Source organism: Pseudomonas sp. BN515, assembly GCF_029873155.1.
Taxonomy (GTDB): Bacteria; Pseudomonadota; Gammaproteobacteria; order Pseudomonadales; family Pseudomonadaceae; genus Metapseudomonas.
In genome coordinates, this window is record NZ_SSOH01000093.1 from 219,316 (window position 1) to 236,996 (window position 17,681).

13 protein-coding genes are annotated in these 17,681 nt (G+C 62.5%); 1 reads left to right on the forward strand and 12 read right to left on the reverse strand.

Translation table 11 applies throughout. The features are described from left to right. Positions 1-59: 59 nt before the first annotated feature. Complete coding sequence (locus tag E8E91_RS28675; protein WP_280380635.1) at positions 60-887, forward strand: universal stress protein; 828 nt, start codon at positions 60-62, stop codon at positions 885-887. 54 nt (positions 888-941) lie between these two features. Here the strand turns inward: E8E91_RS28675 and E8E91_RS28680 are convergent, their stop codons facing one another. The 12 genes from E8E91_RS28680 to E8E91_RS28735 form a co-directional block, all read right to left on the reverse strand. Then, positions 942-1,706 (reverse strand): ParA family protein, encoded by a 765-nt coding sequence (locus E8E91_RS28680; protein ID WP_190829671.1) that lies wholly within the window; start codon positions 1,704-1,706, stop codon positions 942-944. Positions 1,707-1,848: 142 nt separating this feature from the next. Beyond that, positions 1,849-2,916 (reverse strand): uroporphyrinogen decarboxylase, encoded by a 1,068-nt coding sequence (gene hemE / locus E8E91_RS28685; RefSeq protein ID WP_280380639.1) that lies wholly within the window; start codon positions 2,914-2,916, stop codon positions 1,849-1,851. Positions 2,917-3,048: 132 nt separating this feature from the next. Further along, positions 3,049-4,467, reverse strand: a complete 1,419-nt coding sequence (locus E8E91_RS28690; protein WP_280370337.1) for an FAD-dependent oxidoreductase — start codon at positions 4,465-4,467, stop codon at positions 3,049-3,051. A gap of 36 nt (positions 4,468-4,503) precedes the next feature. After that, complete coding sequence (gene gltB / locus E8E91_RS28695; protein WP_280380641.1) at positions 4,504-8,949, reverse strand: glutamate synthase large subunit; 4,446 nt, start codon at positions 8,947-8,949, stop codon at positions 4,504-4,506. Positions 8,950-9,202: 253 nt separating this feature from the next. Further along, positions 9,203-10,882: an AAA family ATPase gene (locus E8E91_RS28700; RefSeq protein WP_280380643.1), complete on the reverse strand. Its 1,680-nt coding sequence runs from the start codon at positions 10,880-10,882 to the stop codon at positions 9,203-9,205. 9 nt (positions 10,883-10,891) lie between these two features. Beyond that, complete coding sequence (gene aroB / locus E8E91_RS28705; RefSeq protein WP_280380644.1) at positions 10,892-11,995, reverse strand: 3-dehydroquinate synthase; 1,104 nt, start codon at positions 11,993-11,995, stop codon at positions 10,892-10,894. Positions 11,996-12,046: 51 nt separating this feature from the next. Then, complete coding sequence (gene aroK, locus E8E91_RS28710; protein WP_151137780.1) at positions 12,047-12,565, reverse strand: shikimate kinase AroK; 519 nt, start codon at positions 12,563-12,565, stop codon at positions 12,047-12,049. A gap of 5 nt (positions 12,566-12,570) precedes the next feature. Beyond that, on the reverse strand, positions 12,571-14,679 hold the full coding sequence (gene pilQ / locus E8E91_RS28715) for a type IV pilus secretin PilQ (RefSeq protein ID WP_280380646.1): 2,109 nt from the start codon (positions 14,677-14,679) through the stop codon (positions 12,571-12,573). A 57-nt stretch (positions 14,680-14,736) separates the two neighbouring features. Continuing rightward, positions 14,737-15,270, reverse strand: coding sequence for a type 4a pilus biogenesis lipoprotein PilP (pilP, locus tag E8E91_RS28720; RefSeq protein ID WP_280380648.1), 534 nt, complete (start codon positions 15,268-15,270; stop codon positions 14,737-14,739). Further along, positions 15,267-15,890, reverse strand: coding sequence for a type 4a pilus biogenesis protein PilO (gene pilO, locus E8E91_RS28725; protein WP_280380650.1), 624 nt, complete (start codon positions 15,888-15,890; stop codon positions 15,267-15,269). The genes pilP and pilO overlap by 4 nt, the downstream gene beginning before the upstream one ends. Beyond that, positions 15,887-16,486: a PilN domain-containing protein gene (locus E8E91_RS28730; protein ID WP_280380652.1), complete on the reverse strand. Its 600-nt coding sequence runs from the start codon at positions 16,484-16,486 to the stop codon at positions 15,887-15,889. The genes pilO and E8E91_RS28730 overlap by 4 nt, the downstream gene beginning before the upstream one ends. After that, entirely contained in the window at positions 16,486-17,550 is a 1,065-nt protein-coding gene (locus E8E91_RS28735) for a pilus assembly protein PilM (RefSeq protein ID WP_190829652.1), read from the reverse strand. The genes E8E91_RS28730 and E8E91_RS28735 overlap by 1 nt, the downstream gene beginning before the upstream one ends. Positions 17,551-17,681 lie beyond the last annotated feature (131 nt).

Consider the following 17,681-nt stretch of genomic DNA (forward strand, 5'->3'; position numbering starts at 1 on the left):
GATCAATCTGCCGCGCGACGAAAGGCCGCAGAGTGTGGCCTCCAGAGGAGGTCCACACCATGTTCAAGCACATCCTGGTAGCCCATGATCTCAGCCGCGAGGCTGACATCGCATTGCATCGCGCCATCCAGCTCGCCCGCCAGCACGACGCACGCCTCTCCGTCCTGCATGTGCTCGAAGACCACCTCCCCAATGCCGTCCAGAGCAACCTGCGCGATGCCGCCCAGCAATACTTCAGCGAGCATCTGGCGCGACAGGGTGTGGAAGACTGCCAGTTGCTCCTGCGCAAGGGCCGCCCGGCCCAACAGATCCTCGAAGAGATGGGCGACAGCCAGGCCGATCTGCTGGTGATCGGTCGGCACCATCACAACGCACCGGAACTGTTCATCGGCACCACCCTGGAGCGGGTTGCCCGCCACCTAAGCGCCCCGTTGCTGCTGGTGATGGGCGAGCAGGCGGACAAGCCCTATCAGAAGGCTGCCGTGGCGCTGGACTTCTCCCTCTGCGCCTGCGACGCCTTGCGTAATGCCTGCACCCTGTTACCTCAGGATGCCCGCCTGGTCGCCCTCAACGTAATGGAGCTGGGCAGTCGACTGCTGTCGAAGAGCGGCAATTCGACCGACTTCCTCACCACGCAGCGGGAATTGCTGGGGAAACTGCTGGAAGATGAACTGTCCGGCCTTGCCGGCCAGATCCCGACCGTGGAGCTGGAAGTGGTACGCCGCGGCGCCCTGCCCCGGGCATTGGATGAGGCCGTCGCCGAGCAACGTCCACAATTGCTGGCCCTTGGCAGTCATGGTCGCAGCCTGATATCCCAGGCCCTGCTGGGCAGCCTCGCCTTGCGCTACCTGCAAGCCCCGCCCTGCGACCTTTTGCTGGTCAAATAACGCATTCGCCCCGGCAAGCCGGGGCGAATGGCGACTTCAGCGTAATCGTTACCTTCAGCTTTCCAGCAGATCGTGCAGCTCGACGAATTGCTGGGTCAGCTTGTGCCGGGGCTCGAGGTAGATCAGCGGTTTGCAGGCCTGGTGCGACTCGCGCATCTTCACCGACATCATCAGGTTCACCGGCAGCACCGGCAGCCCTTCTTCCACCAACTCATCCAGCAGCTGCTGCGGTAACGACGCCCGCGGCTGGAATTGGTTGACTACGATGCCTTCCACTTCCAGGCCTTCGTTGTGGTCTTCCTTCAGCTCTTCGATCTCCGCCAGCAGACCGTAGAGCGCATTGCGCGAGAAGCTGTCGCAGTCGAAGGGAATCAGGCAGCGATCGGCAGCGATCAGTGCAGAAACCGTATAGAAGTTCAAAGCTGGCGGCGTATCCAGATAGATGCGGTCGTAGTCCTCGCTCAGATCCTCCAGCAGTTTTCGCAGCTTGTTGATCTTGTGCTTGGCCTCCAGCTTGGGCTGCAGGTCGGCCAGCTCGGCCGTGGCGGTCACTACGTGCAGGTTGTCGTAGGGGGTTTCGTAGATATCCACCTTGCCCTTGCGGAAGGCGGTAGCCGACAGGGTCTGCTTGAAGAAATCGGCGATCCCCATGGGAATTTCCTCGCCGGTCAGGCCGGTGAGGTAATGCGTGGAGTTGGCCTGGGCATCCAGATCGATCAGCAGGGTGCGATACCCCTGCGAAGCGCTCACCGCCGCCAGGTTGCAGGCAATGCTGGATTTGCCCACTCCGCCCTTCTGATTGAAAACCACGCGCCGCATGAACTTCCCTCCTGGTGCCTTTGGGTACCGCTGGATTCTATGCGCAGGACATGCCAATCGCGAGCGATACCGACGAGCCTGATCCCGCTTCAGGCATGAAAAAGCCCGGCATCACCGGGCTTTTTCATTTTCGGGAGGCGACTCAGGCGTGGTATTGCGCCGAGAGCTCGTGCACCGCCTCGAAGAAGGCGCCGGCGTGGGCCGGGTCGACTTCGGGGGTGATGCCGTGGCCGAGGTTGAAGACGTGGCCAGTCCCATTGCCATACGCTGCGAGGATGCGGCCCACCTCGGCGCGGATGGCAGCCGGGTTGGCGTAGAGCACGGAGGGGTCCATGTTGCCCTGCAGGGCCACCTTGCTACCTACGCGGACACGGGCGCTGCCGATGTCGCAGGTCCAGTCCAGGCCCAGGGCTTCGGCGCCGGTATCGGCCATGGATTCCAGCCAGAGGCCGCCACCCTTGGTGAAGAGGATCACCGGCACACGACGACCATCGTGCTCGCGGATCAGGCCGTCGACGATCTTCTTCATGTAGGCCAGGGAGAATTCCTGGTAGGCCGCCGCGGACAGCGCGCCGCCCCAGGAATCGAAGATCTGCACCGCCTGGGCGCCGGCCATGATCTGGCCGTTGAGGTAGGCGGTCACCGACTGGGCCAGCTTGTCCAGCAGGGCGTGCATGGCCTGCGGGTTGTCGTAGAGCATCGCCTTGGACTTGCGGAAGTCACGGCTGGAGCCGCCCTCGACCATGTAGGTGGCCAGGGTCCAGGGACTGCCGGAGAAGCCGATCAGCGGCACGCGGCCGTTCAACTCGCGACGAATGGTGCGCACGGCATCCATCACGTAACCCAAATCCTTCTCCGCGTCTGGGATCGGCAGGGCGTCGATGTCGGCCTGGTTGTTCACCACTTTCTTGAAGCGCGGACCTTCGCCGGCCTCGAAGAACAGGCCCTGGCCCATGGCGTCGGGGATGGTGAGGATGTCGGAGAAGAGGATCGCCGCGTCCAGTTGCGGGTAGCGATCCAGCGGCTGCAGGGTCACTTCGCAGGCCAGCTCGGGGTTCATGCACAGGCTCATGAAGTCACCGGCCTTGGCGCGGGTCGCGCGGTACTCCGGCAGGTAGCGACCGGCCTGGCGCATCATCCAGACAGGGGTGACGTCGACTGGCTGCTTCAGCAGCGCGCGAAGGAAACGGTCGTTCTTCAGAGCGGTCATGGCAGGATTCCAGCAAAAAAGTGCGGGCATTTTCGCAGAGCCCAATGCAAAAGGCACGGCGGGTGCCGTGCCTTTTGTCCATCGCGACGAATTGACGCGTCGTCCGGTATTTCTAAGCGTCGCGAGCGAAGGTCAGACGCCCAGATAGTCCAGGATGCCTTCGGCAGCCGTTCTACCTTCGAAGATCGCAGTCACCACCAGGTCGGAACCACGGACCATGTCGCCGCCGGCGAAGATCTTCGGGTTGCTGGTCTGGTGCTTGAACTGCGCCTGGGCGGGCGCCACCACACGGCCCTGGTTGTCGATATTGATCTCGAACTGCTCGAACCAGGGAGCCGGGCTCGGGCGGAAACCGAAGGCGATCAGCACGGCTTCGGCCGGGATGATCTCCTCGGAGCCCGGAATCGGCTCTGGGCTGCGACGGCCACGGGCATCCGGCTCGCCGAGACGGGTCTCGACCACCTTCACGCCTTCCACCTTGTCTTCGCCGACAATGGCGATGGGCTGGCGGTTGAAGAGGAACTTCACGCCCTCTTCCTTGGCGTTCTTCACCTCTTTGCGCGAACCCGGCATGTTCTCTTCGTCACGGCGGTAGGCACAGGTCACGGCCTTGGCGCCCTGGCGAATGGAGGTGCGGTTGCAGTCCATCGCGGTGTCACCACCACCCAGGACCACCACGCGCTTGCCCTTCATGTCGACGAAGTCCTCGGGGGACTTCTCGAAGCCGAGGTTGCGGTTGACGTTGGCGATCAGGAAATCGAGCGCGTCGTGCACGCCCGGCAGGTCTTCGCCCGGGAAGCCACCCTTCATGTAGGTGTAGGTACCCATGCCCATGAAGACTGCATCGAATTCCTCGAGCAGCTGTTCCATGGTCACGTCCTTGCCCACTTCGGTATTCAGGCGGAACTCGACGCCCATGCCAGTGAACACTTCACGGCGACGGCTCAGTACGTGCTTCTCGAGCTTGAACTCGGGGATACCGAAGGTCAGCAGACCGCCGATTTCCGGGTTCTTGTCGAAGACCACCGGAGCCACGCCGTTGCGCACCAGCACGTCGGCGCAGCCCAGGCCCGCCGGGCCGGCACCGATCACGGCGACGCGCTTGCCGGTGGGCTTGACCTTGGACATGTCCGGGCGCCAGCCCATGGCGAAGGCGGTATCGGTGATGTACTTCTCCACCGAGCCGATGGTCACGGCACCGAAGCCGTCGTTCAGGGTGCAGGCGCCTTCACAGAGGCGGTCCTGCGGGCACACGCGGCCGCAGACTTCCGGCAGGGTGTTGGTCTGGTGCGACAGCTCGGCGGCGGCCAGGATGTTTCCTTCCGATACCAGCTTCAGCCAGTTCGGAATGAAGTTGTGCACCGGGCACTTCCACTCGCAATACGGGTTGCCGCAGCCAAGGCAGCGGTGAGCCTGGTCAGCCGCTTGCTGCGGCTTGAACAGGTCATGGATCTCGACGAATTCCTTCTTGCGCTGGCGCAGCAGTTTCTTCTTCGGATCCTTGCGCCCGACCTCGATGAACTGGAAGTCGTTGTTCAGACGTTCAGTCATTAAAAAAACCTCATCAAACCACTTCAGGCGCTGTTGTTATTGCGGGTTGGCACGGGTGCTGGAGAACAGCGAAGCCAGGCTCGCGGCCTTCGGCTTGACCAGCCAGAACTTGCGCAGGTAATCGTCCAGGTTCTCGAGCAGGTGGGCGCCCCAGTCGCTGGAAGTTTCCTTCACGTACTCAACCAGCACGCTGTGCAGGTGGCTACGGTAGGCCTCCATGGACTCGTTGCTGATGCGCTGGATTTCCACCAGTTCGTGGTTGACCCGGTCGACGAAGCTGTTGTCCTGGTCCAGCACGTAGGCGAAGCCGCCAGTCATGCCGGAACCGAAGTTGTAGCCGGTCTTGCCGAGAACACAGACGAAACCGCCGGTCATGTACTCGCAGCAGTGATCGCCAGTGCCTTCCACCACGGCGTGGGCGCCGGAGTTACGCACCGCGAAGCGCTCGCCTGCGGTACCTGCGGCGAACAGCTTGCCGCCAGTGGCGCCGTAGAGACAGGTGTTGCCGACGATGGCCGACTCCTGGCTCTTGAACGGGCTGCCTTTCGGCGGGGTGATTACCACCTTGCCGCCAGTCATGCCCTTGCCCACATAGTCGTTGGCATCGCCTTCGAGGTAAAGGTTCAGGCCGCCGGCGTTCCACACGCCGAAGCTCTGACCTGCGGTGCCACGGAAGCGGAAGGTCACCGGGGCGTCTTTCATGCCCTGGTTGCCGTGACGACGAGCGATTTCACCGGAAATGCGCGCGCCGATGGAACGGTCGCAGTTGCAGATTTCCAGGTCGTAGACGCCGCCGGTCTTGCCTTCGACGGCAGACTTGGCGATGCCCCACATCTTCTCGGCCAGCAGACCCGGGTCGAAGGGCGGGTTCTTCTCGACTTCGCAGAACTGCGGCTTGTCGGCCGACACGTGGTCGCTGCCGAGCAGCGGGCTGAGATCCAGGAAGCCCTGCTTCTCGGTGTCGCCCGGCAGCATTTCCAGCAGGTCGGTGCGACCGATCAGCTCGCTCAGGCTGCGCACGCCCAGCTTGGCCAGCCACTCGCGGGTTTCTTCGGCGATGTAGGTGAAGAAATTCATCACCATTTCAACGGTGCCGATGAAGTGGTCCTTGCGCAGCTTGTCGTTCTGGGTGGCGACGCCGGTGGCGCAGTTGTTCAGGTGGCAGATACGCAGGTATTTGCAGCCCAGGGCGATCATCGGTGCGGTACCGAAGCCGAAGCTTTCGGCGCCGAGGATGGCCGCCTTGATCACGTCGAGGCCGGTTTTCAGGCCGCCGTCGGTCTGTACACGCACCTTGCCGCGCAGGTCGTTGCCGCGCAGGGTCTGGTGGGTTTCAGCCAGGCCCAGTTCCCACGGGCTGCCAGCGTACTTGATGGAGGTCAGCGGGGATGCGCCGGTGCCGCCGTCGTAGCCGGAGATGGTGATCAGGTCGGCATAGGCCTTGGCCACGCCAGCGGCGATGGTGCCGACGCCGGCTTCAGCCACCAGCTTCACCGAAACCAGCGCCTGCGGGTTGACCTGCTTGAGGTCATAGATCAGCTGGGCGAGGTCTTCGATGGAGTAGATGTCGTGGTGCGGCGGCGGCGAGATCAGGGTGACGCCGGGCACTGCATAGCGCAGGCGGGCGATCAGGCCGTTGACCTTGCCACCGGGCAGTTGGCCGCCTTCACCGGGCTTGGCGCCCTGGGCAACCTTGATCTGCAGCACTTCGGCGTTGACCAGGTATTCCGGGGTCACACCAAAGCGGCCGGTAGCCACCTGCTTGATCTTGGAGCTCTTCACGGTGCCGTAGCGCGCCGGGTCTTCACCGCCCTCACCGGAGTTGGAGCGGCCGCCCAAGCGGTTCATGGCTTCTGCCAGGGCCTCGTGGGCCTCGGGAGACAGCGCGCCCAAGGAAATACCCGCAGCATCGAAGCGCTTGAAGATGGACTCCAGCGGCTCGATTTCGTCCAGCGGCAGCGGCTGGTCGGCGGTCTTGACCTTGAGCAGGTCGCGCAGCATCGACACCGGGCGGCTGTCCACCAGCGCGGTGTATTCCTTGAACTTCTCGTAGTTGCCCTGCTGCACGGCAGCTTGCAGGGTGTTCACCACGTCCGGGTTGTAGGCGTGGTACTCGCCGCCGTAGACGAACTTCAGCAGGCCGCCTTGCTGGATAGCCTTGCGGTTGTTCCAGGCCTCATTGGACAGCAGCTTCTGCTCGGACTCGATGTCGACGAAGCGCGCACCCTTGATGCGGCTGGCGACGCCGCGGAAGCTGAGGTCGACCACTTCCTCGGACAGGCCGACAGCTTCGAACAGCTGCGCACCGCGGTAGGACGCGATGGTGGAGATGCCCATCTTCGACAGGATCTTCAGCAGCCCCTTGGAGATGCCCTTGCGGTAGTGCTTGAAGACTTCGTGCAGATCGCCCAGCACTTCGCCGGTGCGGATCAGGTCCGCCAGCACTTCATAGGCGAGGAACGGGTACACGGCGGAAGCACCGAAGCCCACCAGTACGGCGAAGTGGTGCGGATCGCGGGCGGTGGCGGTTTCGACCAGGATGTTGCAGTCGCAACGCAGGCCCTTCTCCACCAGACGGTGGTGTACCGCGCCGACGGCCAGAGAGGCGTGGGCCGGCAGCTTGCCGGGGGCGATGTGGCGGTCGGTCAGGACCAGCAGCACCTTGCCGGAACGTACGGCTTCTTCGGCCTGGTCGGCCATGTTGCGCACAGCCGCTTCGAGGCCGAGGCTCTCGTCGTAGTTCAGGTCGATGATGTGACGCTCGAAGCCCGGGCGGTCCAGGGACATCAGGGCGCGCCACTTGGCCGGGGAGATCACCGGGCTGCTGAGGATCACGCGAGTGGCGTGGTCCGGCGACTCGCTGAAGATGTTGCGCTCGGCACCGAGGCAGATCTCCAGGGACATGACGATCGCTTCACGCAGCGGGTCGATCGGCGGGTTGGTGACCTGCGCGAACTGCTGGCGGAAGTAGTCGAACGGCGAACGTACGCGCTGGGACAGCACGGCCATGGGAGTATCGTCGCCCATGGAACCAACGGCTTCCTGGCCCTGCTCGGCCAGCGGACGCAGTACCTGGTCACGCTCCTCGAAGGTGACCTGGAACATCTTCATGTACTGCTTGAGCTGGTCGCTGTCGTAGCTGGCCACACCGTGATCGTCGTCCAGTTTGGCCTGTATGCGCACGGCGCTCTGACGCAGCCACTGCTTGTACGGGTGGCGCGACTTCAGGCGGCTGTCGATGTCGTTGGTATTGAGGATCTGGCCGGTCTCGGTGTCCACCGCGAGGATCTGGCCGGGACCGACGCGGCCCTTGGCGAGTACGTCTTCCGGCTTGTAGTCCCACACGCCGATTTCCGACGCGAGGGTGATGTAGCCGTTCTTGGTGGTGACCCAGCGGGCCGGCCGCAAGCCGTTGCGGTCGAGCAGGCAGACGGCATAACGGCCGTCGGTGAGCACGACCCCAGCGGGGCCGTCCCAGGGCTCCATGTGCATGGAGTTGTATTCGTAGAAGGCGCGCAGGTCGGCATCCATGGTTTCCATGTTCTGCCAGGCCGGCGGGATGATCATGCGCACGCCGCGGAACAGGTCGATGCCGCCGGTGACCATCAGCTCGAGCATGTTGTCCATGCTGGAGGAGTCGGAACCGACGCGGTTGACCAGCGGGCCGAGCTCATCGATGTCGGGCAACTGCTCGTTGGCGAACTTGGTGCGACGAGCCACCGCCCAATTGCGGTTGCCGGTAATGGTGTTGATCTCGCCGTTGTGGGCGAGGAAGCGGAAGGGCTGCGCCAGCGGCCACTTCGGCAGGGTGTTGGTGGAGAAGCGCTGGTGGAACACGCAAATGGCGGTCTGCAGGCGCTCGTCACCCAGGTCCGGGTAGAACTGCTGCAGGTCGGCCGGCATCATCAGGCCTTTGTAGATGATGGTCTTGTTCGAGAAGCTGCAGATGTAGTGGTCGGCGTCCGCGGCGTTGGCCACGGAGGAGCGACGACGGGCGCTGAACAGCTTGACCGCCATTTCCTGGTCGCCGAGGCCTTCGCCACCGATGAACACCTGCTCGATTTGCGGCAGGCGCTCCAGGGCCAGTCGGCCGAGGACGCTGGTGTCGACCGGGACCTTGCGCCAGCCGATCAGCTGCAGGCCAGCGGCAAGGATTTCGCGATTCATGTTCTCGCGAGCCGCTTCGGCGCGAACCGGGTCCTGGTTGAAAAAGACCATGCCGACCGCGTACTGGGCAGGCAGTTCGACCGAGAAGGTTTCCTTGGCGATGGCGCGCAGGAAAAGGTCAGGCTTCTGGATCAACAGACCACAACCGTCGCCGGTCTTGCCGTCGGCATTGATGCCGCCGCGGTGGGTCATGCAGGTCAGGGCTTCGATGGCGGTTTTAAGAAGATGGTGGCTCGCCTCGCCCTGCATATGGGCGATCAAGCCGAAACCGCAGTTATCCTTGAATTCATCAGGATGGTACAGACCTGCTTTCATAGGGGAACTCTCACCAGGGTTGCCTTCAGAAAAAGGCAGAATTGCTTTGTAATTCAACTCCTTACCATACGCGCCGGACTTGACGCCAGCTTTTGCGTAGGGCAAAGGGAGGTCATTGTACATAGCCCATTGGTCGACCACAAATCTTAGTGGCCAACTAGTGAAAGTCGATGTCGCAAAAATGAATGAATGAACCAGGAGGTCGTGCTAGCGACCACCTGGTCATAAGGCGGGGGATCAGGCTCGCAGAAAACTAGCGAGCCATTTCCTGCTGGATGCTGGCGAAGGTCTTGGGCCAGGGTTTGCCAGCCTGGACCTTGGCCGGCAGGGACTTGATTGCCGCCTGGGCCGCAGTCCGACTGGGGAAGCTGCCGTAGGTCACGACGTAGAGCACCTTGCCCTGGTGCTGCTTCTTGAAGTAGCGGTACTGCCCGCCATTCTGCTGCACGAAGGACTTGGCGCTGCCCTCCGAACTGGTGCCAAGCACCTGCAGGGCGAAGTGGCTGGCGGTCTGGCTACGATACCAGCCATTGCCTGCAGCGCCAGCCGGGGCGACCGACGCAGTTGTCGGCGCCGGCTTCTCGGCAGGCTTGGCCGCGACCTGGGCAGGAGCGGGAGCAGGTTTTGGCGCCGGGGCTGGAACCGTTGCCGCAGCGGGGGCCGTGGCGGGTGCAGCTGGCTTGGGTGCAGCAACCTGTGCTGCCGGAGCCGCGGGCGCGGCCGCAATGGGTTGGGCCGGCTTGGAAAGCGGCTGTGCCGGCACGATGGGCTCCACCGGCGTGACAGGCGCCGGACTGGCGGTCGCCCCCTGGGGCGGCGCGATGGTGGTCACGGTAGGCGGCACGTTGGCGGCCTCTGCGGGTGCCGGTCCATCCTCCGGCTCGCCCTGGCCAGCAGCCTGGGCCAGCGGCTCGCGAATCACCGGCTGGGCCTCGCCCACCAACGGCAACGGTAGCGGCTGCGAGGAGCCCGCGAACTCGACGGCCGGAGCCCCCGAATCATCCTGGCTGGCAGCCTGACCGGCTGGCGCCTGGTCTAACGGCAGCTGGGCAGTAGCGGGAGCCTGCTCGACGCCGCCTTCATTGCGCCCCTGCATCATCCAGGCGGCGATAACGCCCACCCCGACCACAGCCAGGGCCAACAGGTGCTTCTTCGGCAGATTGAAGCCGCCGGCGGATTTCCGCGACGCCCCGCGCTCGGCAAGCATGGCTTCGATCATGAGATCGCGCGCGACCTGGTTGATCGCACCCGGCCAGCCGCCGGACTGCAGATGGATCTCGTCCACCTGCTCATCACTCAGCAGCTCCACGCCACGACCAGCGCCTTCGAGACGCTGACCAAGGTACTCGCGGGTTTCCTCCTGGCTATAGGGCTGAAGCTCGATGACGTGGAAACGCTCTTCACCCTCAGCAAGCGCATCAAGGCGTGCAAGCAGGGAATCCTCGCCAAACAGAAAGACATGGGTGCGCGCCTCGACATTGCCCTCGGCCAGGGCCAGCAGATTGTCGAGGGCGGCATCGTCCAGCTCTTCGGCGTCATCAACCAGCAGGTACACCTCCTGGCCGGTCAGGGCCAGTTGAGCGACCTGGGCGAGGATGGAACGCACATCGGCCTGGGCGATGTTCAGCCCCTGGGCGATCTGGCGCAGCAAGCCGCCAGCTTCAGCCGAATTACGCGCCGACACCACCAGACTCTGCACGGCCTGCTTGTTGGTGCTGGCCACCAGCGCCTGGCGCAGCAGGGTCTTGCCGCTGCCGTGAGGACCACTGACCACCAGCATCAGCTGGCTGTAGCGGGCGAGGTGGTGAAGCTGACCCAGCACGGGTTTGCGCTGGGCCGGGAAGAACTTGAAGCCAGGCACCCGCGCCGCGAACGGATCATGGGTGAACTGGTAATGGCCGAGGTAGGCCTCGTCGGCGTGCAGGCTGCTCATGGGAATTCCTTACTCTCCAAGCTGGTCGGCCAGGGCGCGATAGTCAGCGGCCAGGGTGGCCTCCAGCACGTCGCGCGGATAGTCGGCAGTCACGACGGCCTCGCCAATCCGGCGCAACAGCACCAGACGCAATTGACCGTCGAGCACCTTCTTGTCTACGGCCATGTGCTGGAGGAAATGTTCCGGCGTCATGTCCGCCGGGGGTACGACCGGCAAGCCGGCGCTGCGCAGCAGGCGAATCGCCGCGTCGCGCTCGTCGGTTGAAATCCAGCCAAGCCGGCTGGACATTTCGAGGGCCATGACGGTACCTGCAGATACCGCCTCGCCGTGCAGCCAGGCGCCGTAACCCATTTGGGTCTCGATGGCGTGGCCGAAGGTGTGGCCCAGATTGAGGATGGCGCGCAGGCCGGATTCGCGCTCATCCACCCCAACAACTCGCGCCTTGGCCGCGCAAGAGCGCTCGATGGCCTCGGTCAGGGCTCCGGCATCAAGGCCGCGCATGGCCGGCATCTTTTCAGCCAGCCAGGGCAGGAAGGGCTCGTCGCAAATCAGGCCGTACTTGATCACTTCCGCAAGGCCGGCGGAAAGCTCGCGTTCTGGCAGGGTACGCAGGCTATCGGTATCGATGATCACCGCCTTGGGCTGGTAGAAGGCACCCACCATGTTCTTGCCCAGCGGGTGATTGATCCCGGTCTTGCCACCCACCGAGGAATCCACCTGGGACAACAGAGTGGTAGGCACCTGGATGAAGTCCACGCCACGCTGGTAACAGGCCGCGGCGAAGCCCGCCATGTCACCAATCACTCCGCCCCCCAGGGCGATGATGGTGGTACGGCGATCGTGGCGAGCACCCAGCAGGGCGTCGAAGATCAGCTGCAGGGTTTCCCAGTTCTTATGGGCCTCGCCATCAGGCAGCACCACCGGCAGAACCGAGTAGCCCTGCAGCGTCCGGGTCAGCGTTTCGAGATAGAGGGGGGCCACAGTCTCGTTGGTGACGATGGCCACCTGCTTACCGGCGATATGTGGCGTGAAGAGCTCTGGCCGCGACAGCAGGCCAGAACCTATATGGATGGGATAGCTACGCTCGCCAAGATCGACCTGAAGTGTCCGCATGGGGCCCCCGATATAAAAAGGGCTAAAGGATAGCGCAGTTCCGCCCGCGCTTTAACGGGGCGGCAATGCCTGTAGGCGCGCCAGTATTTCTTGCACCACCATGCGCGGCGGCCGTTCGTCGGTTTCGATGATGATGTCCGCGATCTCGCGGTAGAGCGGATCGCGAATCGCCATCAGGTCACGCAGGACCTTCCCCGGGTCGGCCGAACGCAACAGCGGCCGATTGCGGTCACGCGAGGTGCGCTCGATCTGCTGCTCCACTGAGGTGTGCAGATAGACAACACGACCACCGCCACGCAGGGCCTGACGATTGGCCGGACGCAGAACCGCGCCACCACCGGTCGCCAGGACAACGCCATCATGGCCGCAGAGCTCCTCTATCATCGCTTGTTCGCGATCACGGAAGCCCTGCTCGCCCTCGACATCGAATATCCAGGGGATATCCGCGCCGGTGCGCTGTTCGATTTCCTTATCGGAGTCCTTGAAGGGAAGACGCAGTTCTTTGGCAAGCAAACGCCCGATGGTGCTTTTCCCAGCTCCCATCGGGCCGATCAGAATCAAATTACGCACCGATATCAGCGACTCACCGCAATGGCCTGGTTGTTCATGATGCGGGGAGTGAGGAATACCAGGAGCTCGGATTTCTTGTCCTGAACCACGTCGCGACGGAACATGCGGCCGAGGTAGGGCAGGTCGCCGAGGAAGGGCACCTTGTCCACCGCCTTGGTTTGGGTGTTGGAGAATACCCCACCTATCACGATGGTTTCACCATCATTGACCAGTACCTTGGCGTTTACCTCGTTCTTGTTGATCGGCGGCACACCGTTCAGTGCGTTGGCGAAGTCCGGTGCGTCCTTGGTGACCTTCACCTCCATGATGATGCGGTTGTCCGGCGTGATCTGCGGAGTGACTTCCAGGGACAGGGCCGCTTCCTTGAAGGACGTACTGGTGGCGCCGCTGGAGCTGGCTTCCTGGTAGGGCACTTCCTGACCCTTGAGGATCTTCGCGGTTTCCTTGTCGGAGGTGACCACCTTCGGCTGCGATACGATTTCGCCGTTGCCGGTCTTCTCCATCGCCGACAGCTCGAGGTCGAGGATGGTGTTGTCGGTGATAAAGCCGATACCAATGCTGGACGTCGCGTTGTCGGCGCCGAGATCGACGAAGGGAGCATTGGCCAAGTTGACGTTACCCGCCTGTCCGGCAGCCGGACGACCAGCGCCGCCGCCACCGATGACGAAGTTGTTGTCGCCGATGCTCGCACCACGCCAGTTCACGCCCAGAGCCTTGTCGTAGTCCACGTTGGCTTCGACGATGCGGGCTTCGATCATTACCTGGCGAACCGGGATATCCAGCTGAGTAACGATACGACGCAGCTCCTCCAGCTTAACTTCGGTCTGGTAGGCGATGATGCTGTTGGTACGGTCATCCACCGTAATGGAGCCGCGCTCGTCGGCACCTGCAGCAGCGGGATCGCCACTGGTCACGGACTGGAACAGCTTGGCGATGTCGGCAGCCTTGGCGTAGTTCACCTGGATCAGCTCACGACGCAACGGTGCCAGTTCGGCGATCTGCTTCTGCGATTCCAGTTCCTGGCGTTCGCGGGCGGCGATCTCGTCAGCCGGCGCAACCAGCAGGACGTTACCCACTTTGCGCTTGTCCAGACCCTTGGTCTTCAGAACCAGATCCAGCGCCTGGTCCCAGGGCACGTTCTGCAGGCGCAGGGTGATGTTGCCTTGTACGGTATCCGAGGCCACCAGGTTGAGGTCAGTGAAGTCAGCGATCAGTTGCAGCACCGAGCGCACATCGATGTCCTGGAAGTTCAACGACAGCTTCTCGCCGGAATAGGCGAAGCGCTCAGTCTTGCGCTTCTCCACATCTTCCTGGGTCAGCGGCTTGATGCTGACGGTCAGCTTGTTGTCGGTCTGATAGGCCAGGTAGTCGTAATAGCCGGTGGGCTCGATGCTGATGCTGGCGTCGTTGCCGGAACCTGCGGCGCTGACGAACTGCACGGGAGTAGCGAAGTCCTTCACGTCCAGGCGAACGCGCAGCGGCTCAGGCAGCTGGGTCTTGGGGAAGGCCAAGCGGATCTTGCCGCCCTGCTCCTGGATGTCCGGGCTGACGCTGGGATCGGACAGGGTGATCACTACATTGCCTTCACCCTGATCGCCACGCTGGAAGTCGATATTCTCGATGGCCCTTCCGGCGCGGGCGTAACTTTTGACCGGCTGCGAGGCGGCCAGGGACGCGGCGGCCGGGGCGGGCGCCGGGGCAGCAGCAACCGGACGCGGAGCTGCCGGAGCCGAAGCGGAATCCCCAACCAGCACATAGAGGTTTCGGCCATCCACGCGAGTGCTGTAGGGCACGAGCGTGGACAAGTTGATGATCAGGCGAGTGCGGTCCTTGGCTTCCACCACGGTCACGCTACGGGCATTGCCCACGCCCAACTCTCGATTCTTCGAACCCAGCTTGTTGGATACGCCCGGCAGGTCCAGGGCAATGCGAGCTGGCTGCTCGATGGTGTAGCCGCGAGGAGCTACCACCGGCTCGTCAAAGGCCAATTTGAGTTCAACCCTGTCGCCTGGCAGGGCCGCAACATCCAGCCCCTGCAGGTTCGCCGCCAGCAGCGCAGGTGACATCAGGGCGGCCAATAGCGTGATACCAAGGCGCGATAGCGAGCTTTTCATCATCTGGTTCCGTTGTGCAGACCGGTAGTTATTCTTCATCGGTGGTTAACCTCGCCCTCAAGAGCGCTCCCTGAGCGCGAGACTCCGCGGACGCTCCAGCCATCCGCCCTCCCCGTCCGGGACAATCTCGATCACGTCGACCTTGGACTCGTCGATGCCGACGACCTTGCCATGGTTGCGCCCCAGATAGTCCCCCACCTTGACCCGATGCACCCCTCCAGCGCCACTGATCAAGGCAAAGCTCCCCGCGCCATTGGACAGGGTTCCCACCATTTGGAAGGACTCGATATTGAACCCTTCGAGGAACTGTTTGACCCGAGTTTCATCCGGGTGAATATCCTTCGAACCCTTCTGCTGCTTGGCCAGATCGATCTTGATTGGCGGCTGGAAGGGACTGCGCAGGGCGGCAGCGCTATAGGTGAATGCCTCATAGGGCTGGAATTTCGGCAAGGGTTCGATGGAGCCCTTGGGGCGAGCGCGAACTTCATCCATGTAGGTTTGAAGATCGCCAAAGTCGTTGCCGACACCGCAGCCGGAAAGGCCGGCCAGCATCAGGGCACAGAGCGCCAGACGGGCACGAGGACTACTCATTTCTGCAGCCCCTTGTCGTTATAACGGTAGGTCTTGGCCAGGATCGACATACGCAGCTTGGAACCGCTGTCATTAGCGAGCGGTTTGATCTCGAAATCATGCAACGTCACGATTCGCGGCAAGCTGGCAACGCCACTGACGAAGGTGGCCAGGTCGTGATAGCCGCCCACTACCGAAATCTGGATCGGCAGCTCGATATAGAACTGCTGCGCCACTTCCGGCAGAAGCTTGATCTCTTCGAATTCGAGACCGCTACCCAGCCCGGTGCGGGTGATGTCTTCCAGCAAACCCGGAACCTCGGTATCACTGGGCAGTTGACGCAATAGCGCACCGAAGGAGGTCTCCATCTCCTTCATCTGCTCCTTGTAAGCTTCGAGGTTCGCAGCCTGGAACGCCTTCGCGGCAAACTGTTCCTTCAGGGTCGCCTCTTCGGCTCGCTTCGAGTCCAGCTGGAGTTCGAGATCCTTGAGATGGAAGTTGTATCCCAGCGCCAGCACGAGGATCAGCAACAACACGCAGGTGATGACCTTGACCGCAATGGGCCAGGAACCGAGGTTGTTGACGTCTAGGTCAGCAAGGTCAATCTTGCGCAGGCTTTCAAGGGAGTCGGAGAAACTCATTTCGCGGCTCCTTTAGTGGCGGCAGCGTTCTTGCCGTTCTGCTCTTCGGAACCGGGCTGGGTCTGCTGCACGGTCAGCTGGAATACGTTGGCCTGATCGACGGCCCCTGCGGTTACCGCCTTGACCTCGGTGAGGTTGGGCGATGCCAGCCACTCCGAGGCATCCAGGTTGCGCATGAGGTTGGAAACCCGGTTGTTCGACTCGGCGGCACCTACGATGGCGATGCTCTTGCCAGCCATTTTGACGCCGGTGAAGAAGACGCCATCCGGCAGCGTACGCACCAGCTGATCAAATACACGCCCGATGATCGGCCTATTGCCCTGCAGGTCCTGGATGATCTTCATGCGCTCGAGAAGCTGCTGACGACGCGTTTTCAGCTCGCTGATTTCCTTGATCCTGGCATCCAGGACAGCAATTTCCTTGCGAACGAAGTCATTGCGCGCCTGCTGGTTCTCGATGGCGCTATTCAAGTACTGGTCACCCAGGAACACTGCCCCGGCGCCCAAGGCCAGTACGACGCCCATTGCCACCAGGAAGCGCTGCTTGCGCTCCTCACGAAGTTGCTCGCGCCAGGGGAGTAGGTTGATGCGCGCCATCAGTCGAAACTCCTCATCGCCAAGCCGCAAGCAATCATCAAGGCAGGCGCATCGCTAGCCAGTGCGCCAGCATTGACCTTGCTGCTCAGTGCCATGTCAGCGAAGGGATTGGCAACCAGGGTCGGTGTACCGATCTTCTGCTGGATCAAGCGATCGAGATCCGGGATCGAAGCCGTGCCGCCCGCCAGGAGGATGTAGTCCACATCATTGAACTGGCCGGCAGCGAAGAAGAACTGCAGCGAGCGGGAAACCTGCTGGACGACAGCATCCTTGAACGGCTGCAGAACCTCGCTGTCGTAGTCATCCGGAAGACCGCCCTGCTTCTTGGCGAGACCAGCTTCCTCAACCGAAAGGCCATAGCGACGCTGGATCTCCTCGGTCAGCTGACGACCACCGAAGAGCTGTTCGCGGGTGTAGATGGTGCGACCGTTGTGCAGCACGCTGAGGGTCGTCATGGTCGCACCGATGTCGACGACGGCGACGGTCAGTTCGTCATGGGCATCGCCCAACTGAGCCGAAAGCAGCGAATAGGCCCGTTCCAGGGCGTAGGCCTCGACGTCAACCACCTTGGCGGAAAGTCCTGCCAGGGCGAGTGCGGCCTCGCGCACCTCGACGTTCTCCTTTCGGCAGGCCGCGAGCAGCACATCGACCCGCTCCGGGTTACGTGCCGACGCACCCTGCACCTCGAAGTCGATGGCAACTTCTTCCAACGGATATGGAATGTACTGGTCGGCCTCGATCTTCAGCTGGTTCTCCAGATCGTCTTCGGAGAGTCCCGCTTCCATTTCGATGGTCTTGGTGATCACGGCCGAACCGGCCACGGCCACTGCCGCGACCTTGACGCCGGTTCGCGCCTTGCTGACTACTCGGGAAAGTGCCTGCCCGACGCCCTCCAGCTCCGCGATGTTCTTTTCGACAACCGCGTTTGGCGGGAGCGGCTCGACGGCGTAGGACTCCACTTTGAAGCGGCTTCCCGAGCGACTCAATTCAAGGAGCTTGACTGAGGTCGAGCTGATGTCGATCCCCAACAGCGAATTCGCTTTCTTATTGAAGAGCCCTAGCACGACCGATTTCCTATCAGCGTCCGAGACTTACGGACGATTTATGTTTTTCCACATTAAATAGCAGTCTTGACAGAAGCGCAAATGGCTCCCCCGGAAAAAAAACGCTTATAATGTGATCGGCTTTTGCCTTT

What these genes read in the sequence shown, in the direction of transcription:
- E8E91_RS28675 (WP_280380635.1), top strand. Translation starts at nt 60, where the DNA reads ATGTTCAAGCACATCCTGGTAGCCCATGATCTCAGCCGCGAGGCTGAC.
- E8E91_RS28680 (WP_190829671.1), bottom strand. Translation starts at nt 1,706, where the DNA reads ATGCGGCGCGTGGTTTTCAATCAGAAGGGCGGAGTGGGCAAATCCAGC.
- hemE (WP_280380639.1), bottom strand. Translation starts at nt 2,916, where the DNA reads ATGACCGCTCTGAAGAACGACCGTTTCCTTCGCGCGCTGCTGAAGCAG.
- E8E91_RS28690 (WP_280370337.1), bottom strand. Translation starts at nt 4,467, where the DNA reads ATGACTGAACGTCTGAACAACGACTTCCAGTTCATCGAGGTCGGGCGC.
- gltB (WP_280380641.1), bottom strand. Translation starts at nt 8,949, where the DNA reads ATGAAAGCAGGTCTGTACCATCCTGATGAATTCAAGGATAACTGCGGT.
- E8E91_RS28700 (WP_280380643.1), bottom strand. Translation starts at nt 10,882, where the DNA reads ATGAGCAGCCTGCACGCCGACGAGGCCTACCTCGGCCATTACCAGTTC.
- aroB (WP_280380644.1), bottom strand. Translation starts at nt 11,995, where the DNA reads ATGCGGACACTTCAGGTCGATCTTGGCGAGCGTAGCTATCCCATCCAT.
- pilQ (WP_280380646.1), bottom strand. Translation starts at nt 14,679, where the DNA reads ATGAAAAGCTCGCTATCGCGCCTTGGTATCACGCTATTGGCCGCCCTG.
- pilP (WP_280380648.1), bottom strand. Translation starts at nt 15,270, where the DNA reads ATGAGTAGTCCTCGTGCCCGTCTGGCGCTCTGTGCCCTGATGCTGGCC.
- pilO (WP_280380650.1), bottom strand. Translation starts at nt 15,890, where the DNA reads ATGAGTTTCTCCGACTCCCTTGAAAGCCTGCGCAAGATTGACCTTGCT.
- E8E91_RS28730 (WP_280380652.1), bottom strand. Translation starts at nt 16,486, where the DNA reads ATGGCGCGCATCAACCTACTCCCCTGGCGCGAGCAACTTCGTGAGGAG.